This window comes from Pseudomonas sp. RW3S2 (assembly GCF_014268955.1).
In the GTDB taxonomy this organism is placed as follows: domain Bacteria; phylum Pseudomonadota; class Gammaproteobacteria; order Pseudomonadales; family Pseudomonadaceae; genus Aquipseudomonas; species Aquipseudomonas wayambapalatensis.
Genome location: NZ_JABWRM010000034.1, coordinates 1 through 15,190, shown reverse-complemented (window position 1 = coordinate 15,190; position 15,190 = coordinate 1). Strand labels below are relative to the sequence as shown.

Sequence of the window (15,190 nt, the reverse complement as noted above, 5' to 3'; positions counted from 1 at the left end):
GTCACCGACGAACCTGGTGTGGGCACGCCGGGCTCCGGCAACCAGGGCGACAAGGTCTCGGTCACCATCGTCAGCAACGGCAACGTCACCGAAGATCAGCAACCGTCGTTCACCGTCAAAGTGAACCAGCCGCTGGATCGTCCGCTCACCGTCACCCTGAGCAATGGCGACAAGGTCACCATCGCCGCGGGCCAGACGCAGGTCGAATACAAGGCGCCAGCCCAGGGCGATGACGTCTTCAAAGACTCGGGTTCCCTGACCGTGGGCATCAGCGACGCCACCGTTCCGGGCAAGACCTTCGAGAATCTGGAGCTCGGTGGTTCGGCCACCGTGCAGATCACCGACACCATCAGCGAAGTCGTTGCAACGCTGTCTGCTGACAAGACCACTGTCACCGAAGGCGGCCAGGTCACCTACACCGTCACCCTGACCAACGCCCAGGGCCTGTCGGTCACCGGCCACAGCGGCCTGGTGTTCACCCTCAGCGATGGCACCAAGGTCACCGTGCCGGCTGGCAGCGCTACTGGCACCTTCACCATCACCGCCAAGGACGACGTCTATGTCGGCGGCCAGGCACCGATCGTCAACAAGATCGAATCGGTCACCGGCGGCGACAACTTCGAGAAGCTGACCCTTGGCAGCAATACCGTCACCACCACCGTCACCGACGAGCCGAGCGGCCAGGGCGACCTGACCACCGTGGGCATCAGCGGCGACACGTCGGTGACCGAAGGCGACACCGCGCACTACACCCTGACCCTGACCAATCCGTCCAAGACCGAGGTCACTGTCACCCTGAGCTACAGTGGCACCGCCACCAACGGCCAGGACTACACCGGCGTGGTCACCGTGAAGATCCCGGCTGGCAGCAGCACCGCCACCTTCGACATCAAGACCATTGATGACCAACTCGTCGAGGGCTCGGAGAACTTCACCGTCCAGATCAGCGGTGTCAGCGGCGGCGGCTTCGAAAACCTGCAGGTCAACCCGAGCAAGTCGAGCGTCACCACCACGATCATCGACAACGACCACATGCCGGTATCGCCAGGCGGCGCCGTGACTGGCACCGAAGACACCGACTACGTGTTCCAGTGGGGCGACTTCAAGGTCACCGACGCCGATGGCAACACCGGCCTGGGCGTGACCATCAGCAAGCTGCCGGATCTGGGCAACCTGAAGTTCTTCAACGGCACTTCGTGGGTCGACGTGTCGCTCAACCAGACCATCAGCCAGGCCGACATCGCCGCCGGCAAGCTCAAGTTCGTGCCGCTGGCCAACCAGTCGGGCGCAGATGGCTATGGTGGCAGCGGCGTGGGCAACAAGCAGGCCGACTACGCACAGATCAAGTACAAGCCAAACGATGGCACCAACACCGGCAGCGAAGTGACCATGAAGGTCGATATCACGCCGGTCGCCGACAGGCCTGACCTGTCGATCGGCAACAACAACGTCAACTCGATCGGTCTGACCAAGGAAACCTGGAACAGCCTCAACGGCCTGGGCAACAACGGCAACGGCATCACCGGCGACCAGCTCAAGAACGTGTTCGCCAACTCCGGCAACGCCAGCAAGAGCGAGCAGGTCACCACGGTCGATACCACCGCCACCGTGACCCCGGGCACCGGCTCGAAGACCTCCGGCCTGATCTATCTGGAAGCCGGCAAGACCTACACCTTCAGCGGCACGGCCGACGACAGCCTGCAGATCGTGATCGGCGGCAAGAACGTCGCCAGCGGCACCTGGGGCAACGCCAGTGGCGCCATCACCGGCAGCTACACGCCGACCACCAGCGGCTACTACACCCTGGAGATCTACAACGCCAACCAGGCCGGCCCAGGCAGCCTGGACATCAACATCAAGGTGGGCAACGGCGCGGTCACCGACCTGAACAGCTCGACCATCCCGATGTACCCGAACCTCGGGGCGATGACCAATGCCGGCCTGACCGTTTCCGAACTGCACGGCAGCAACGGCCAGGGTTACTACGACGGCTACAAGCTCAACGAAGGTCGTGAGAATGGCGCCCCCGTCAAGCTGGTCGGCATCAACACCAACCTGACCGACACCGACGGCTCGGAAACCCTGAGCGTGAAACTCAGCGGCATCCCGGCGGGCTCGGTGATCAGCGATAACGCAGGCCATAGCCTCACCGTCGGTAGCAGCGCGGTGGACGTCACCGGCTGGAACCTGGGCAGCCTGGCAATCAAGCCACCGACCTACTACAGCGGCCAATTCGATGTGAAGGTCAGCTCCACGTCCACCGAAAGCGTTGGCGGCAGCACCGCGACCAACGAAGGCACCATCAAGGTCACGGTGTACCCGCAGACCTACAACACCAGCAACCTGACGTCGGAAGGCGACAGCTTCACCGGTACCGATGGCAACGATATCGTCGTCGCCGACGTGGTCGGCCTGCACGTGGTGCCAGGTCAGAACTACAACATCGCCTTCATCGTCGACACCTCGGGCAGCATGGGCTCGTCTGGCGTGGATGCGGCGAAGCAGTCGCTGGAGTCGGTGTTCAAGACCCTGGCCGCCAGCGTCAAGGGCGACCAGTCCGGTACCGTGAACATCCTGCTCGTGGACTTCGCCAGCCAGGTGAAATCCTCGGTCTCGGTGACCCTCAACGATGCCGGCCTGCAGACCCTGCTCAACGCCCTGAAGACGCTGAACTCCAACGGCGGCACCAACTACGAGGACGCCTTCAAGACCACCGCCAACTGGTTCCAGAACCTCCAGAATGCTGGCAACACCGGCAGCAACCAGACGTTCTTCGTCACCGACGGCAAGCCGACCTACTACCAGACCAGCGAGCGCGGCAACCCGACCCTGGGCAACACCAGCACCACGCTGGACAGCTTCCTGACGGCGAACAACTGGAAACCAGGCAATACGATCTCCAAGTACCTGGACAACACCAACTACATAACCATAGACAGCACCGGCAAGCTGACCGTCCAGACCTACTCCTGGGGCGGCTGGAACGTGACCACCAGCGGCGATGTGCGTGCCGAAGGTAACGGTGGCTATGAACTGTCCACCCGCGCCGGTAACGGCTCCGATACCACGACCGCGACCATGAACGACTCGACCGCCGCCTTCAAGCTGCTGTCGGGTCTGTCGCAGGTCGAGGCCATCGGCCTGAACAGCGATATCAAGACCAACGATCTCAAGCCGTTCGACACCGATGGCAAGCCACAGACCAACATCGACCCGAGCAAACTGGCCGAAGCCATCCTCGGTCACACCGAGGTCACCCAGCCGGGTAACGATACGGTCAACGGCGGTGACGGCAACGACATCATCTTCGGTGACCTGGTCACCTTCGACTCGGTCGCAGGTACCGGTGTCGATGCGATCCGCGGTTATGTCGCCAACAAGCTGGGCGTCGATGCGGGCGATGTAGATGCACGGGCAATGCACAAGTACGTGACCGAGCACTACACCGAGTTCGACATCTCGCGCAGCAACGACGGCAACGACACGCTGATGGGCGGCGATGGCGACGACATCATCTTCGGCCAGGGTGGCGACGACTACATCGACGGCGGTCGGGGCAACGACATCCTGCTCGGCGGCACCGGCAACGACACGCTGCTGGGCGGTGAAGGCAACGACATCCTCATTGGCGGTGCTGGCAACGACGTGCTGATCGGTGGCAAGGGTGATGACATCCTCATCGGTGGCACCGGTGCCGACACCTTCGTGTGGAAGGCCGGCGACCTGGGCAACGACGTGATCAAGGACTTCAAGGCCACCGAGGGCGACCGCCTCGACCTGCGCGACCTGCTGCAGGGCGAGAAGGCCAGCACCATCGACAACTTCCTGAAGATCACCACCGTGAACGGTGAGTCGACCCTGCAGGTCAGCACCGAAGGCAAACTCAATGCCGCCGGCGGCCTGGCCAACGCTGACGTGACCATCAAGCTCGAGGGCGTGAACTGGTCGAACACCACGATCAACTCGTTGATCAGTGGCGCCGACCCGACCATCAAGATCGACAACTCCAACAGCTGATGCCCACGCCCCTGGCGGCTTTTACCGGCCGCCGGGGGTGCGGCGCTTTCCTGCCGTCGCCTCACGGCGCATACTCGCCTGCCAGGCCCGGCAGGCCTGCTGAACTTTGCCTATGCTGCTGACAACCAAGAAGGAATCATCGTGACGAGGGTCGATGCCATGTTCTACGTGCAACGCGATGCCAACGGCCAGTTGCTGCGGGTAGAAGCAGCTGCCTTTGCCGAGCACACCGACACGCTGCCGGCCGACCATACCGAAATCCAGGAATGGTTCGCCGATGATGTCGTGGAGAACAGTCTCAAGCAGCTCAAACAGAGCGATCTGGACATGATCCGTGTGCTCGAGGACTTGATCGAGGTGTTGACCGCCAAGGGCGTGTTCAGCATCACCGACCTGCCCCCTGGTGCCCAGGCCAAACTGCTCAGCCGTTCCACCGCGCGCAAGGCGTTGGGAAGCCTGAACAACCTGATCGAAGACGATGAAGAGGGCGGGTTGATCTGAGGATCTGCGGATACAGCGCCCTCATTTCCAGGGCGCTGGCTCTCCAACCAGTTGCCCCTGGATTCCCTGCACGCCCATCTCGCGCAGCACCTGCAGCTCCCCTTCCGTCTCCACACGTTCGGCGATCAACGGCAGGTCGATGCTGTGCGCTGCCCCCTGGATCGCTTCGATGAACAGCCGCTTGTGCCGCTCCTGGTCGATGCTGCGGATATAACCGCCATCGATCTTGAGGTACGCCAACCCAAGGTGAGCCAGGTTGCCGATCATGCTGAAGCGCCCGCCGAAGCGCTGCAGCGCCAGACCGAAACCGAGCCTGTGCAGGTGGCGGGTCAGTTTCTCCAGCTGTGCCTGCTCTGGCAGTTGCTCCTCGCCGATCTCGAAGGTCAACCTGGGCCCCAATGCCGCATGCTGCCCCAGCAGCTCGTAGACTCGCTGCAACGCCTTGGCATCGGCCAGGGTGGCGGCGGAAAGGTTCAGCGCCAGCGACTCGCCATGCTGCTGCAGATGCCGCAACACGTTCTCCAGCACCAGCAGGTCGAGCCGTGGCATCCAGCCGAAGCGCTCGAGCCAAGGCAGGAAGCGCCCGGCGGCGAGCGCCTCACCCTGTCCATCGTGCAGACGCGAAATCACCTTGTAGTGCAGGACACGCTCTGGCGCCTGGCAATCCACCACGGGCTGGAAGAACAGTTCGAACTGTCCCTTGTCCAGCGCCTGGTCAAGCCGTGAATGCCAGGCGTGATGGCTGTCGGCAGCCTGGGCCGCGGCGCCCTGCTCCAGGCAGACCCAGCCCGGCTCCGGTTGGCTCTCGGCACGTGCCAACGCCTCGTCGGCCAGCTTCAACAAGGCTTGCGGTGCATCCCCAGGGCTGAACGGCGCCAACCCGATACAGGCCACCGGGTCGACATCGCTGGCCCCCGTCACATGCAGGCTCTGCAAGGTCGCCTCAAGGGCCTGTGCCAGTTGCACTGCCTCCTCATGCACCATCCCCGGCGCCAGTACGGCAAACTCGCCACCGCGGCTGCGGGTGATCAAGTCCTTGGTTTCCGGATAGCTGGCGCATGTGCGCCGCAACTGCTCGCCCACCGCCTGCAGCAACTGGTCGGTGCGCTGGCCGCCCAGGCGGGCGTTGAGGCCGGCCAGGTCCTGCACCCGCAGCAACAGCAGGTAACCGGCTCGGGCCTCTTCGAGGTTGCTGACACGCGTGTTCAACTGCATTTCGAAGTAGCGCCGGTTGGCCAGCCCCGTGAGGCTGTCCTGGTACGACTCGCTGCGCAGCTTTTCGCTGCGCTCGGCCTGTTCGGTGAACAGTGCCTTGAGCTTCTCGACCATCTGGTTCATCGCCTGCACCACCCGACGCAGTTCTGGCGTACGCGGCAGCTCGGGCAGGCTGAGGAACTCACGGCGGGCGATGGCGTGGGACTGCGCCACCATGTAGTCCAGCGGCCGCAGTTGGCGGCGCAACAGCAGTGCGCCCAGCACCGCACTCACCACCCCGCACAGCAGCAACCAGCCAAGGCTGCCCAGGGCGCTCTGCCAGAGCTTGGCCAGGGCGAACATCGGGTGGCTGATCACCTCGACCCGCGCAGCCTGCTGCCAACCCCGGCTGACAATGGCATCGCCGCCGGCCGGCTCCAGCCCGATCAGACCGATGAACCAGCGTGGCACGCCATTGCTGTCTGGTTCGGCATGGCGCTCGACCAGGACGGCGTTGGAGTCCAGGTCGATGACCTTGATACTCGAGTAATAACCGCTGTCGAAGATCGAGCTGACCATCAGCTCGACCATCGCCGGATCATCGATGTTCGGTGTGAGTGACAAGGCCAGCGCCGTCGCCGCATCCTGGGCGTGGGAGCGCAGCTGGTTGACGTACTGGCTGCGCGAACTCTCCAGGCTGACCATGAAGCTGCCGCTGAAGGCGATGGTCAGGAGCAGGCATATGGCAAGCAACAATTGTTTGAACAGTGACATCTGTGCTCCTCAATAAACCGGTTCGGCCGGGAACCCTTCGGCCTGCATTTTCTTCAGCACGTCCTGCCAGCGTGACAGGCGCTTGGTGTCGCCGACCTTCTTGTTGCCCCCGGCGCCGGTCAGCCACAGACCTTCGCCATTGAAGGCATAGACCGGCAGCAGGTCGTTGCGCTGGCTGGCCGGCTTGATCGCGTCCATCAGGCTGTCGAGCACCAGCGGCTGGGCCTGTGGGCTTGAATAATAGGTCAGGACCATGTGCGCCCGGTTCAGGCGCAACGCCTTGACGTAGGTGATGCGCAGTTTTTCGGCGGGCACGCCCATGCGGCGCAGGCTGAAATACTTGGCGATGGCGTAGTCCTCGCAATCGCCGGCACCCTTGATCAGCGACTGGACCGGCGTGGCCCAGTAATCGACCTCATGCCACAGGTCGATGTCCTCGACATAGCGCAGCTGCTTGTTGAAGAACAGGTTGACCACCTGCAGTTTGTCCAGTTCGCTGCCCTGGTTCTGCGTGGCCATCAGGTTCTGCCAGGCGTCGATACGCCCCTGCCCTGCACCAAGCGGGCCGTACAGCTGTTGCGCGCGGCGGCTGATCTGGGCGAAATCCCAATCCGCATGCAGGCCGCCCAGCAGCAGGCAGCCAAGCAGCACGGCGAGGCCGAGGCGACGCACGGCCAAATTGAGCATTCCAGGTATCGCCACTGCGAACACCCATCCAGACCAGTCCAAAGCAGCGATGGTGCGGCTTGCCGGGGGAAAAGACAATGGCACCTTACAATCACGGTGCGCGTGAAAAAGCGTAGGAGGTTACGATCATCGAGCCAGGAAAAGTCCGACTTCCTTTGCTCGATGACTTCATTCACGATAGCCGCATTCCATCGGCCGCAGGCACCCGTCACCGCGGTTTGACAAGCCATCACCCCGCTGACTAGGGTTATTGGATCCAATCATCGCAATCATCGAGGCAGACTCCGCGTGGCCGAGAAAACCAGACTCCTCAGCTCCGTGCTGGGTAACGAGCAGGTGCCAGCGCACCTTGCCCGCAGCGTGATCGAAGAGCGTCTGCGCAGCGCTATTGTCGATGGGCGGCTGCCTCCCGGCACCGCCTTGCGCCAGCAGGAGCTCGCCGGCCTGTTCGGGGTCAGCCGCATGCCAGTGCGCGAGGCGCTGCGCCAGCTCGAGGCGCAATCGCTGCTCAAGGTGGTGATGCACAAGGGCGCCGTGGTCGCACCGCTGATCGGCGAAGATGCCGTCGACACCTATGGCCTGCGCGTTCTGCTCGAGACCGAAGCGCTGCGCCAGTCGATTCCCCACCTGGACGCTAGCGACATCGCCCTCGCCCGCAACTACATCCAGCAACTGGAGAACGAGACACGCCACGCGGAGATCGGCCGCCTCAACCGCCTGTTCCACATGACGCTGTACAGCAAGGCGCACAACCACAAGTTGCTGCGCATGATCGAGATCGAGCTCAACGAAGAGGAGCGCTTCCTGCGCTTCCACCTGTCGTCGATGGGCCTGGGCAAGCTGACTCAGGACGACCACATCGCACTGGTGGACGCTGCCAGCGACAAGTTGGTGGACCAGGCCATCGACGTGCTGGAAAGGCACCTCAATACGGCATCACGTACCATCAGGAACTACCTGAACAGCCAAGCCGGCAAATGAATCACCCGCTGACATAGCCAAAAGCCGTGTCAGCCATGAAGCTCCGGCACCGAACGGAGCGAAGGACAGACAGTGCACGCCCAGAAACCACCGGCACCAGAGCACTCCGGGCAACCCCCGAGAATCCGTCTGATCTGCCTCGCCTGTAGCCAGGAGCACCTGGAGCAATATCGCGCCTGGTCCCATGCCTTGAGCGACCATATCGAACTGATAGCAGTGGATGTTCGACGCCATGCCGAATGCAGCCCGTGCGACCCGCTGCAAGGCCCCTCTCCCCTGGCCCGAACCGTGGCCAAGCACCTGCATCCTTACCTCGAAGGGCCCCATGCCATGTTTGGCCAGCGCCTGGGGGCGCACATGGCGTTCGAGCTGGCACAACTGGCGGAACGCGAGTACCCCGGGCAGACCCGCCATTTGTTTGTTTCCAGCTGTGACAGCCCAAGGGTGGCAGAACCCGATGCCAGCGCGAATGCCATACGGTTACCGGTGACGGTCCTCTACCCACCTGGAGCCCTCCCCGAAATGCTTGGCTGGCACGCCTTCGTCCGGCGCGAACTGGAGCTCATCGAGTTGCCCGACCATAGGGTCGACAAGTCGTATCAAGACCAAAGACTCGTGAGAATCTTCAACACGCATCTTGGCTTATTGAGCCTCTGAGCAGGCTACTCCCCCTCTTGAAGGCGTTGTTTCCCCTGATGCGCTGCCAATGACCATGGCAGCGCGAGTCGTTTGAGCCCACTCTAGTCGCGCTGCGACTGCCGATCGTCCGTCCCGGGCCCGGTCGCATGCCTTCCATTTACCCGCAGAAGGAGCCCGACACCGGGGCAAGGGCCGCGTGGCGATCAGCCGCCCCTCAACAGTGGAACATCCTCGTACTTCCATTCACCAGTGCTTCGAGTGAGGCATTCACTCAACTTTGTTTTCTGATGACTAATTATCGGAAGGGGCCTGTCTTGCCAAAATAAAACACTTCAAATGTTTTATTCAGCACACTATTGCTCGAAACTTTTCAATTATTAAAATATTTCAAAAAACATTTGCGGCAAACTTTGATGTTGTTCTAACTTTTATATCGCCGACACCCGACACGGCTTGACTACGTACAAGCCAGACGAATCAAGGGGCGGCCACCATCACCGAGACTGTTCAGCCATCGAGTACCTGTCGAGGACCCCGTTCGCCCGGCGTATTTCAGCGGCTGCAACTTATCGGGAAAACATGCCAACTTTCACACAATGGATATCAACCATGAGCACATTGAAGCGCACACTTTCCAGTCATAAATCCACGCTCGCCCAACACCCGCTCTTCTCAGAAATCGACACTATTGAAACCTTGCAACGTTTCATGGAAACCCATGTTTTCGCGGTGTGGGACTTCATGTCGCTGACCAAGCGCCTGCAACGGGAACTGACCTGCGTAAGCCTGCCCTGGCTACCACCGGTGGACCCCGCCGCCGCCCGCCTGATCAACGAGATCGTGCTCGGCGAAGAATCTGATGACTGCCCGCAGCACGGCCACTACAGCCACTTCGAACTGTATCTGGACGCCATGCGCGAAGTGGGTGCCAGCACCCAGGCCATCGAGCGCTTCGTCCATCTGCAACAACAGGGCCTCGACTACGCCACTGCCCTGCAGCGCTGTGGCGCCAGCGAGGCCGCCAGGCACTTCGTCGGTGACACTCTCGAGGTGGCACTCAACGCACCTGCCCATCGCGTGGCAGCCGCCTTCCTGCATGGCCGCGAAAGCGTCATCCCGGCGATGTTCCAGCAGATCCTCGACGAATGGGGCATCGACCAGGCGCAGGCCCCGACCTTCCGCTATTACCTGCAGCGCCACATCGAGGTCGACGCCGAAGACCACGGCCCGGCCGCCGAAGCATTGCTGGCACGCCTGGTGAACGATGACCCGCAACGTCAACACGAGGTGTACGAAGCCGCCATCGCCGCCGTCCAGAGCCGCACCGCGCTGTGGGACCGTCTGCGCGCCTCGCTGCAGGTCACCGCCAGCGAGGTCACGCCATGAACGCGCTCGATTACCGCTCCTTCGCCGACAGCTGGGAGGAGCGTGCCACCATCCGTACTCGCCCGCGGCGGCGGCTCGAGGACGACCAGCGTCTGATCTACCCCCTCAGCCGCCAACCCTTGGTACTCAGCGCCACCTTCCAATGGGCTTGCCCGCACCTGCGTGATTTCGTGCTGGTGCAGAGCCTCTACAAGTTCATCAACGACGTGGTGATCTTCGAGACCGAGATCGTCGACCGCACGGCCAGGCGGATTGCCAAGGACCGCTTCACCGTGCGCTTTCCCTTCGCCTGCCGCTATGACGCCATGACCGTGGTGGTCGACGAGGACTACCACGCGCTGGTGGCCATGGACTTCCTGCAGCAGACCATCGCCCTGACCGGCCTCGAGCCGATCGCCCTGCCCACCGAGATCGAACTCAGCCGTGCGATCCCTACCGCACTGGCACGGGTGCCGGAAACGCTGCGGGACGCTCTTGAGCTGATCTGCGTCGGCATTGCCGAAAACACCCTGACCGACGATGTCGCCGCCTTCGCCCGCGACGACACGGTCAAGCCCTCGGTGAAGGGGCTGATGGCCGATCACCTGCTCGACGAAGGTCGGCATTCGAGCTTCTGGGCGCGGCTGACGCGCATCTATTGGCAAGCCGCGCCCGAGGTCGATCGCCAGATGATCGCCCAGGTGCTGCCCGTGTTCCTGGGCCAGTACCTGACCAACGACATCCAGCAGGCCTTCGACTTCAACCTGATCGAGGCCTTGCCAGTCAGCGAAACGCTGCGCCAGTCGCTGCGCGAGGAAGTGCTCGGCCTGGCCTACCCGATCAACCACCAGCATCCGTTGCTGGGCAACATCCTGCGCTTCTTCCGCAGCAGCTCGATGCTCGAGTCGCCCTGCGTGCAGGAAGCCCTGCGCGGCTACCTGCCCTGAGGAGATCCGCATGCGACGTCTCGACATACTGATGGTCGGCCACAGCCTTGCGCTGCGCAGCCTGGCCCGAATACTCGACGAGCAGGGCCACGCCACCCTGCTGGCCGATTCACCCTCGATGCTACGCCAGGCCCTGGCCAGCCATCACTCTCTGGTTCTGGAGGACGGCAGCCTGGTGCTGTGCACCAGTGACTGGGCACACCTGGGGCAAACGCCGTTGCTCAGGGTGCGCCTGGGCGCCAGCCACGCCGACACCCTGCCACACCTGGAACTGCTGTGCTGGTGCGCCAGTGCCACGGCTGCGCGCCTGATCAGCCGCGTACCGCTGGTCGCGCCCATCTCGGGCAATGGCCAGCAACTGCGTGAAGATGCGGTGCGAGCTTTGGAGGAGTTGGTCACCCGGCAGGTCGCGTACCTCGCCCGCGACCCGCAGCATCTGAACGAAGCGTGCGCCGTCGAGCCCGGCTTGCAAACGCGTGAGCACGGTCTGGATTGGCTGCAAACGCTGGCCTACCGACATCCGTTCAACCGCTCTCAACGCACAGACCTGCTGGTAAGCAGCGAAGTCGGCTTGATGGAGGGCCTGGACCAAGCTCTGCGCCAACACGCACGGCAACCGGCGCTGAACCGCGATGGCCAGCGCAGCAGCTATCACGACTTGCACGCACTGAGCGCGGCCTTGCAACGGGCACTGCTGCCGTTACTGCCTGATCAGGACGATCAGCCAGTGGTGGTGGGCGTCTGCCTGGCCAAGTCGCCAGCACTCTACGCCAGCGTGTTGGCGATATTGGGTTGCGGCGCAATCTACCTGCCACTGGACCCGACGACACCCACAGAACGTCGTCAACGCATTCTGCAGGATGCTGGCGCCCGGGTCCTGCTGCATGACGGCCAGCCACAGGCCGAGTTGGCCCTGCTGGATGTGCGCACGCTGCAGGTGCCCACTGACAGCTGCCTGCCCTCGCTGGTCCTGCGGCCCGAGACAGCAGACCGGGCCTGCGTGGCGATCTATACCTCAGGCACCACCGGTCAGCCGAAAGGCGTGCTGCTCAGCCAGCGGAACCTCACTCACTTCATCGCCTGGTATCGCGAGCATGTCGCACTGGATGCGCACAGCCGGGTGCTGCAGTTCTCAACCATCGGCTTTGACGCCTCGCTGCTGGATATCCTGCCGACCTTCGCCTGCGGCGCGGAACTGGTCATGCCCAGCGATGACCAGCGCCGCGATCCCCAGCAACTGGTGCAACTTATCCACAGCCAGGCGGTGAGCCATGCGTTTCTGCCGCCAGCGCTGTTGAGCATCCTCCCGCATGACAGGCCGCTTGGCCTGCGCCACCTGATCACCGGGGGCGATGTCTGCGAGCCCCAGGTCATCGCGCGGTACAGCGAACAATGCCGGATGCACAACATCTATGGCCCTACCGAAACCACGGTATTGGCGACGACTCGCGTCTGCGCTGCCGGGGACAGTAATCGCAACCTGGGGGTGCCAATCGCCAATACCCAGGTACTGATCCTGGACGACGACTTGCAGCCGGTCACTCAGGAGACACCCGGAGAGCTGTACATCTGCGGCCCGGGGGTCGGGTTGGGGTATCTGAACAATCCGGAACTGACCGCCGAGCGTTTCGTCGTACTCGACCTGCCCGATGGCCGTTCGCTGAGCACCTACCGTACAGGTGATATTGGCAAATGGACCGCACAGGGCATCGAGCTGTGCGGGCGACGCGACAATCAGGTGAAGATCCGCGGGTTTCGCGTAGAGCCGGAAGAAATCGAGCACTGCCTGCGCAACAGCGGCCTGTATGCACAGATCGCGGTGGTGATCGATGCCCAACGCCGCGTCCTGGCTTTCGCCGCGCAACCCACGTGTGATGCGGCCAACACTGGATTGCGGGAACACGCTGAGCGGCATCTGCCCGACTACATGCGTCCGGTGTTCTACCAGGTATTGGAGCAAATGCCCTACACCGCCAACGGCAAGGTCGACCGCCAGGCGTTGCGGGCGCATCCACTGACCTTGCCAGCGGCACAGCGGCTAGCACCCAGCACACCGACCGAGCAGCGTCTGCTCGGGCTCTGGAGTGAGCTGTTGGAACTGGCCCAGTCGGATATTTCCGTCGACGACAGCTTCTTCAGTCTGGGCGGGCATTCGATCCTGCTATCGCGGCTGCTGCTGGAGGTGCGCCAGGCTTTCGGCCGCGGCGTGGCGATCAACCGCTTCATCGAACAGCCGACGCTACAGCGCCTGGGTGCGCTGCTCGACGGTGACGGTAACTCCCTGGAGACTTCGCTCCAACGCCTGGAGCAGGACGCCAACCGTGACCTGGACCTGCAGGTACTGCCTCTGCAGGCCATGGGCGATGTGCACAAGGTTATCGTCACGGGCGCCAACAGCTTTCTCGGCGTACATCTGGTCGAAGCACTGCTCGACTGGGGGGCCACGGAGGTGGCGTGCCTGGTACGTAGCAGCGCAACCCAGAGTGCCACTGAACGCTTCAGACAGGCGTTGGCAGACAATCAGCTAAGCCTTGATGACAAGCGCGTACGGGTATTCGACGCGGACCTGCGCCGCCCTCGGCTGGGGCTGAGCGAAGCGGACTACGACGATCTCGACCTGAACTACGGCGCACTGCTGCACAACGCTGCCCAGGTCAATCACGTACTCGATTACCAGGCCTTGGTCAGCGACAACATCGAACCGCTGTTCGAATGCCTGCGCCTGTGCGAAGGGCGACGCAAGAAGGTCTTCAACTTCGTCTCGACGCTGTCCGCTTGCAGCGCAATGGACAGCGACGGCCGCGTGCTGGAGCAAGGCCCCGCGCCGACTCCGCCGATCTACATCCGCAACGGCTACAACCTGAGTAAATGGGTCGGCGAACGTATCCTCCAGCGGGCACGTGAAGCAGGGGTACGGGTGAATCTGTTCCGTCCCGGCAATATCAGCTTCGACAGCCGCAACGGCGTGTGCCAGCCCCAACGCAATCGCTTGATGCTGATGCTCAAGGGCTCACTGCAGCTGGGCCAGGTACCACGGCTGGAGATCGATTTCGACCTCATGCCGGTGGACTTCCTGGCCCGCTTCATCGCCTTTCACAGCAGCAGGCACCAACCCGCGCAGTGCGTCTTCAACCTGCACAACCCCGAACCGCTGCGTTGGCAAGACTACCTGGCCGCATTCCGCGAGCAGGGCCACCGCTTCGAGCTGGTCGAGGTGGAGCAGTGGCAAGGCCAGCTGAGGCGGGTAGATCGCGACAACGCGCTGTTCGATGTCCTGGGCTTTTACCTCGACGGCTTCGAGGAGGACATCGGCGATATCTCCAGCATCGAGCACGGCAATGCCCGCGAGGGTGTTCGGCGCATGGGCGCCCGCTACCCGGCCAAGGATACGCAGTTGCTGCGCCGCGGCTGCCGCTACCTGAGCGCTATCGGCTTTCTCTGATTCCTTCGTTCATTCACAACAGGAGCAACATCGCATGCAAACACTCAAACCCGACACGCTGGTCCGTAATCCACAAGGCTGCCTGGTGGTATCCAGCGTGGACATTGCAGCCCCGGCGGCGGCTGTATGGAACATCGTCGGCAACTTCGCCGGCTTCCCGGTGTTCATTCCCGCCTTGGCCCATATCGAGATGACCGGAAGCGGAGTGCGTTCGGTGCGCAAGAAACTGTTCAAGGATGGCAATGTGGTCATCGAGCAGTTGAACTCGCGAGACGAGCAAACAATGCAGATGACCTGGAGCCTGATCTACACCAGCCTGAATATCGGCAACCTGTGGGCTGCGATGCAGGTCGAGGCGCTGGATGCGCATCGCAGCCGTGCGGTCTGGACTATCCAGGCCGAACCCTGGGAAGGCGGCCCGGAGGCATTGCCAGGCTTCCAGGCATTTCTCCAGGGCTTTGCCGATGATGCGATGGCGAACGTGCGCAATCTACTGAGCTGAAGGCGATAACCCGAGCCGCTGTTGTGGGATGTGCGCTGACCGCAGCAGCGGTTTTTCTTGGGCACCAGAAAGACAAAACCCCTACCTGCTCACGCAGATAGGGGTTTTGCGAAATGAATCTTGACGATGACCTACTCTCAC

The 15,190-nt window shown here is 62.6% G+C and carries 10 protein-coding genes; 8 read left to right on the top strand and 2 right to left on the bottom strand.

The genetic code is table 11. The features are described from left to right. Both HU748_RS26065 and HU748_RS26060 read left to right on the top strand, forming a co-directional pair. The coding region (locus HU748_RS26065; RefSeq protein ID WP_238343467.1) for an immunoglobulin-like domain-containing protein at positions 1 to 4,017 on the top strand (4,017 nt) is incomplete at its 5' end. 159 nt (positions 4,018 to 4,176) lie between these two features. Further along, entirely contained in the window at positions 4,177 to 4,518 is a 342-nt protein-coding gene (locus HU748_RS26060; RefSeq protein WP_186670455.1) for a tryptophan synthase subunit beta, read from the top strand. Positions 4,519 to 4,539: 21 nt separating this feature from the next. Here HU748_RS26060 and lapD read toward each other — a convergent pair whose 3' ends face one another. Both lapD and lapG read right to left on the bottom strand, forming a co-directional pair. Continuing rightward, positions 4,540 to 6,486 (bottom strand): cyclic di-GMP receptor LapD, encoded by a 1,947-nt coding sequence (gene lapD, locus HU748_RS26055; protein WP_186722521.1) that lies wholly within the window; start codon positions 6,484 to 6,486, stop codon positions 4,540 to 4,542. A gap of 9 nt (positions 6,487 to 6,495) precedes the next feature. After that, positions 6,496 to 7,257, bottom strand: a complete 762-nt coding sequence (gene lapG, locus HU748_RS26050) for a cysteine protease LapG (protein WP_186711566.1) — start codon at positions 7,255 to 7,257, stop codon at positions 6,496 to 6,498. Positions 7,258 to 7,461: 204 nt separating this feature from the next. Here lapG and HU748_RS26045 point away from each other — a divergent pair, with 204 nt between their 5' ends. The 6 genes from HU748_RS26045 to HU748_RS26020 all read left to right on the top strand — a co-directional run bounded on the left by HU748_RS26045 (position 7,462) and on the right by HU748_RS26020 (position 15,049). Then, entirely contained in the window at positions 7,462 to 8,154 is a 693-nt protein-coding gene (locus HU748_RS26045; RefSeq protein WP_186670444.1) for a GntR family transcriptional regulator, read from the top strand. Between the two features lie 72 nt (positions 8,155 to 8,226). Then, positions 8,227 to 8,811 (top strand): thioesterase domain-containing protein, encoded by a 585-nt coding sequence (locus tag HU748_RS26040; RefSeq protein ID WP_186722520.1) that lies wholly within the window; start codon positions 8,227 to 8,229, stop codon positions 8,809 to 8,811. Positions 8,812 to 9,402: 591 nt separating this feature from the next. Beyond that, on the top strand, positions 9,403 to 10,179 hold the full coding sequence (locus HU748_RS26035; protein ID WP_186670448.1) for a DUF3050 domain-containing protein: 777 nt from the start codon (positions 9,403 to 9,405) through the stop codon (positions 10,177 to 10,179). After that, positions 10,176 to 11,105 carry a diiron oxygenase gene (locus HU748_RS26030; RefSeq protein WP_186722518.1) on the top strand — a complete coding sequence of 310 codons (930 nt, stop codon included), beginning with the start codon at positions 10,176 to 10,178 and terminating at the stop codon, positions 11,103 to 11,105. Before HU748_RS26035 ends, HU748_RS26030 begins: the two co-directional genes overlap by 4 nt. Before the next feature lie 10 nt (positions 11,106 to 11,115). Further along, on the top strand, positions 11,116 to 14,547 hold the full coding sequence (locus tag HU748_RS26025) for an amino acid adenylation domain-containing protein (protein WP_186722516.1): 3,432 nt from the start codon (positions 11,116 to 11,118) through the stop codon (positions 14,545 to 14,547). Between the two features lie 34 nt (positions 14,548 to 14,581). Beyond that, entirely contained in the window at positions 14,582 to 15,049 is a 468-nt protein-coding gene (locus tag HU748_RS26020; protein ID WP_186722514.1) for an SRPBCC family protein, read from the top strand. Positions 15,050 to 15,190: the final 141 nt, after the last annotated feature.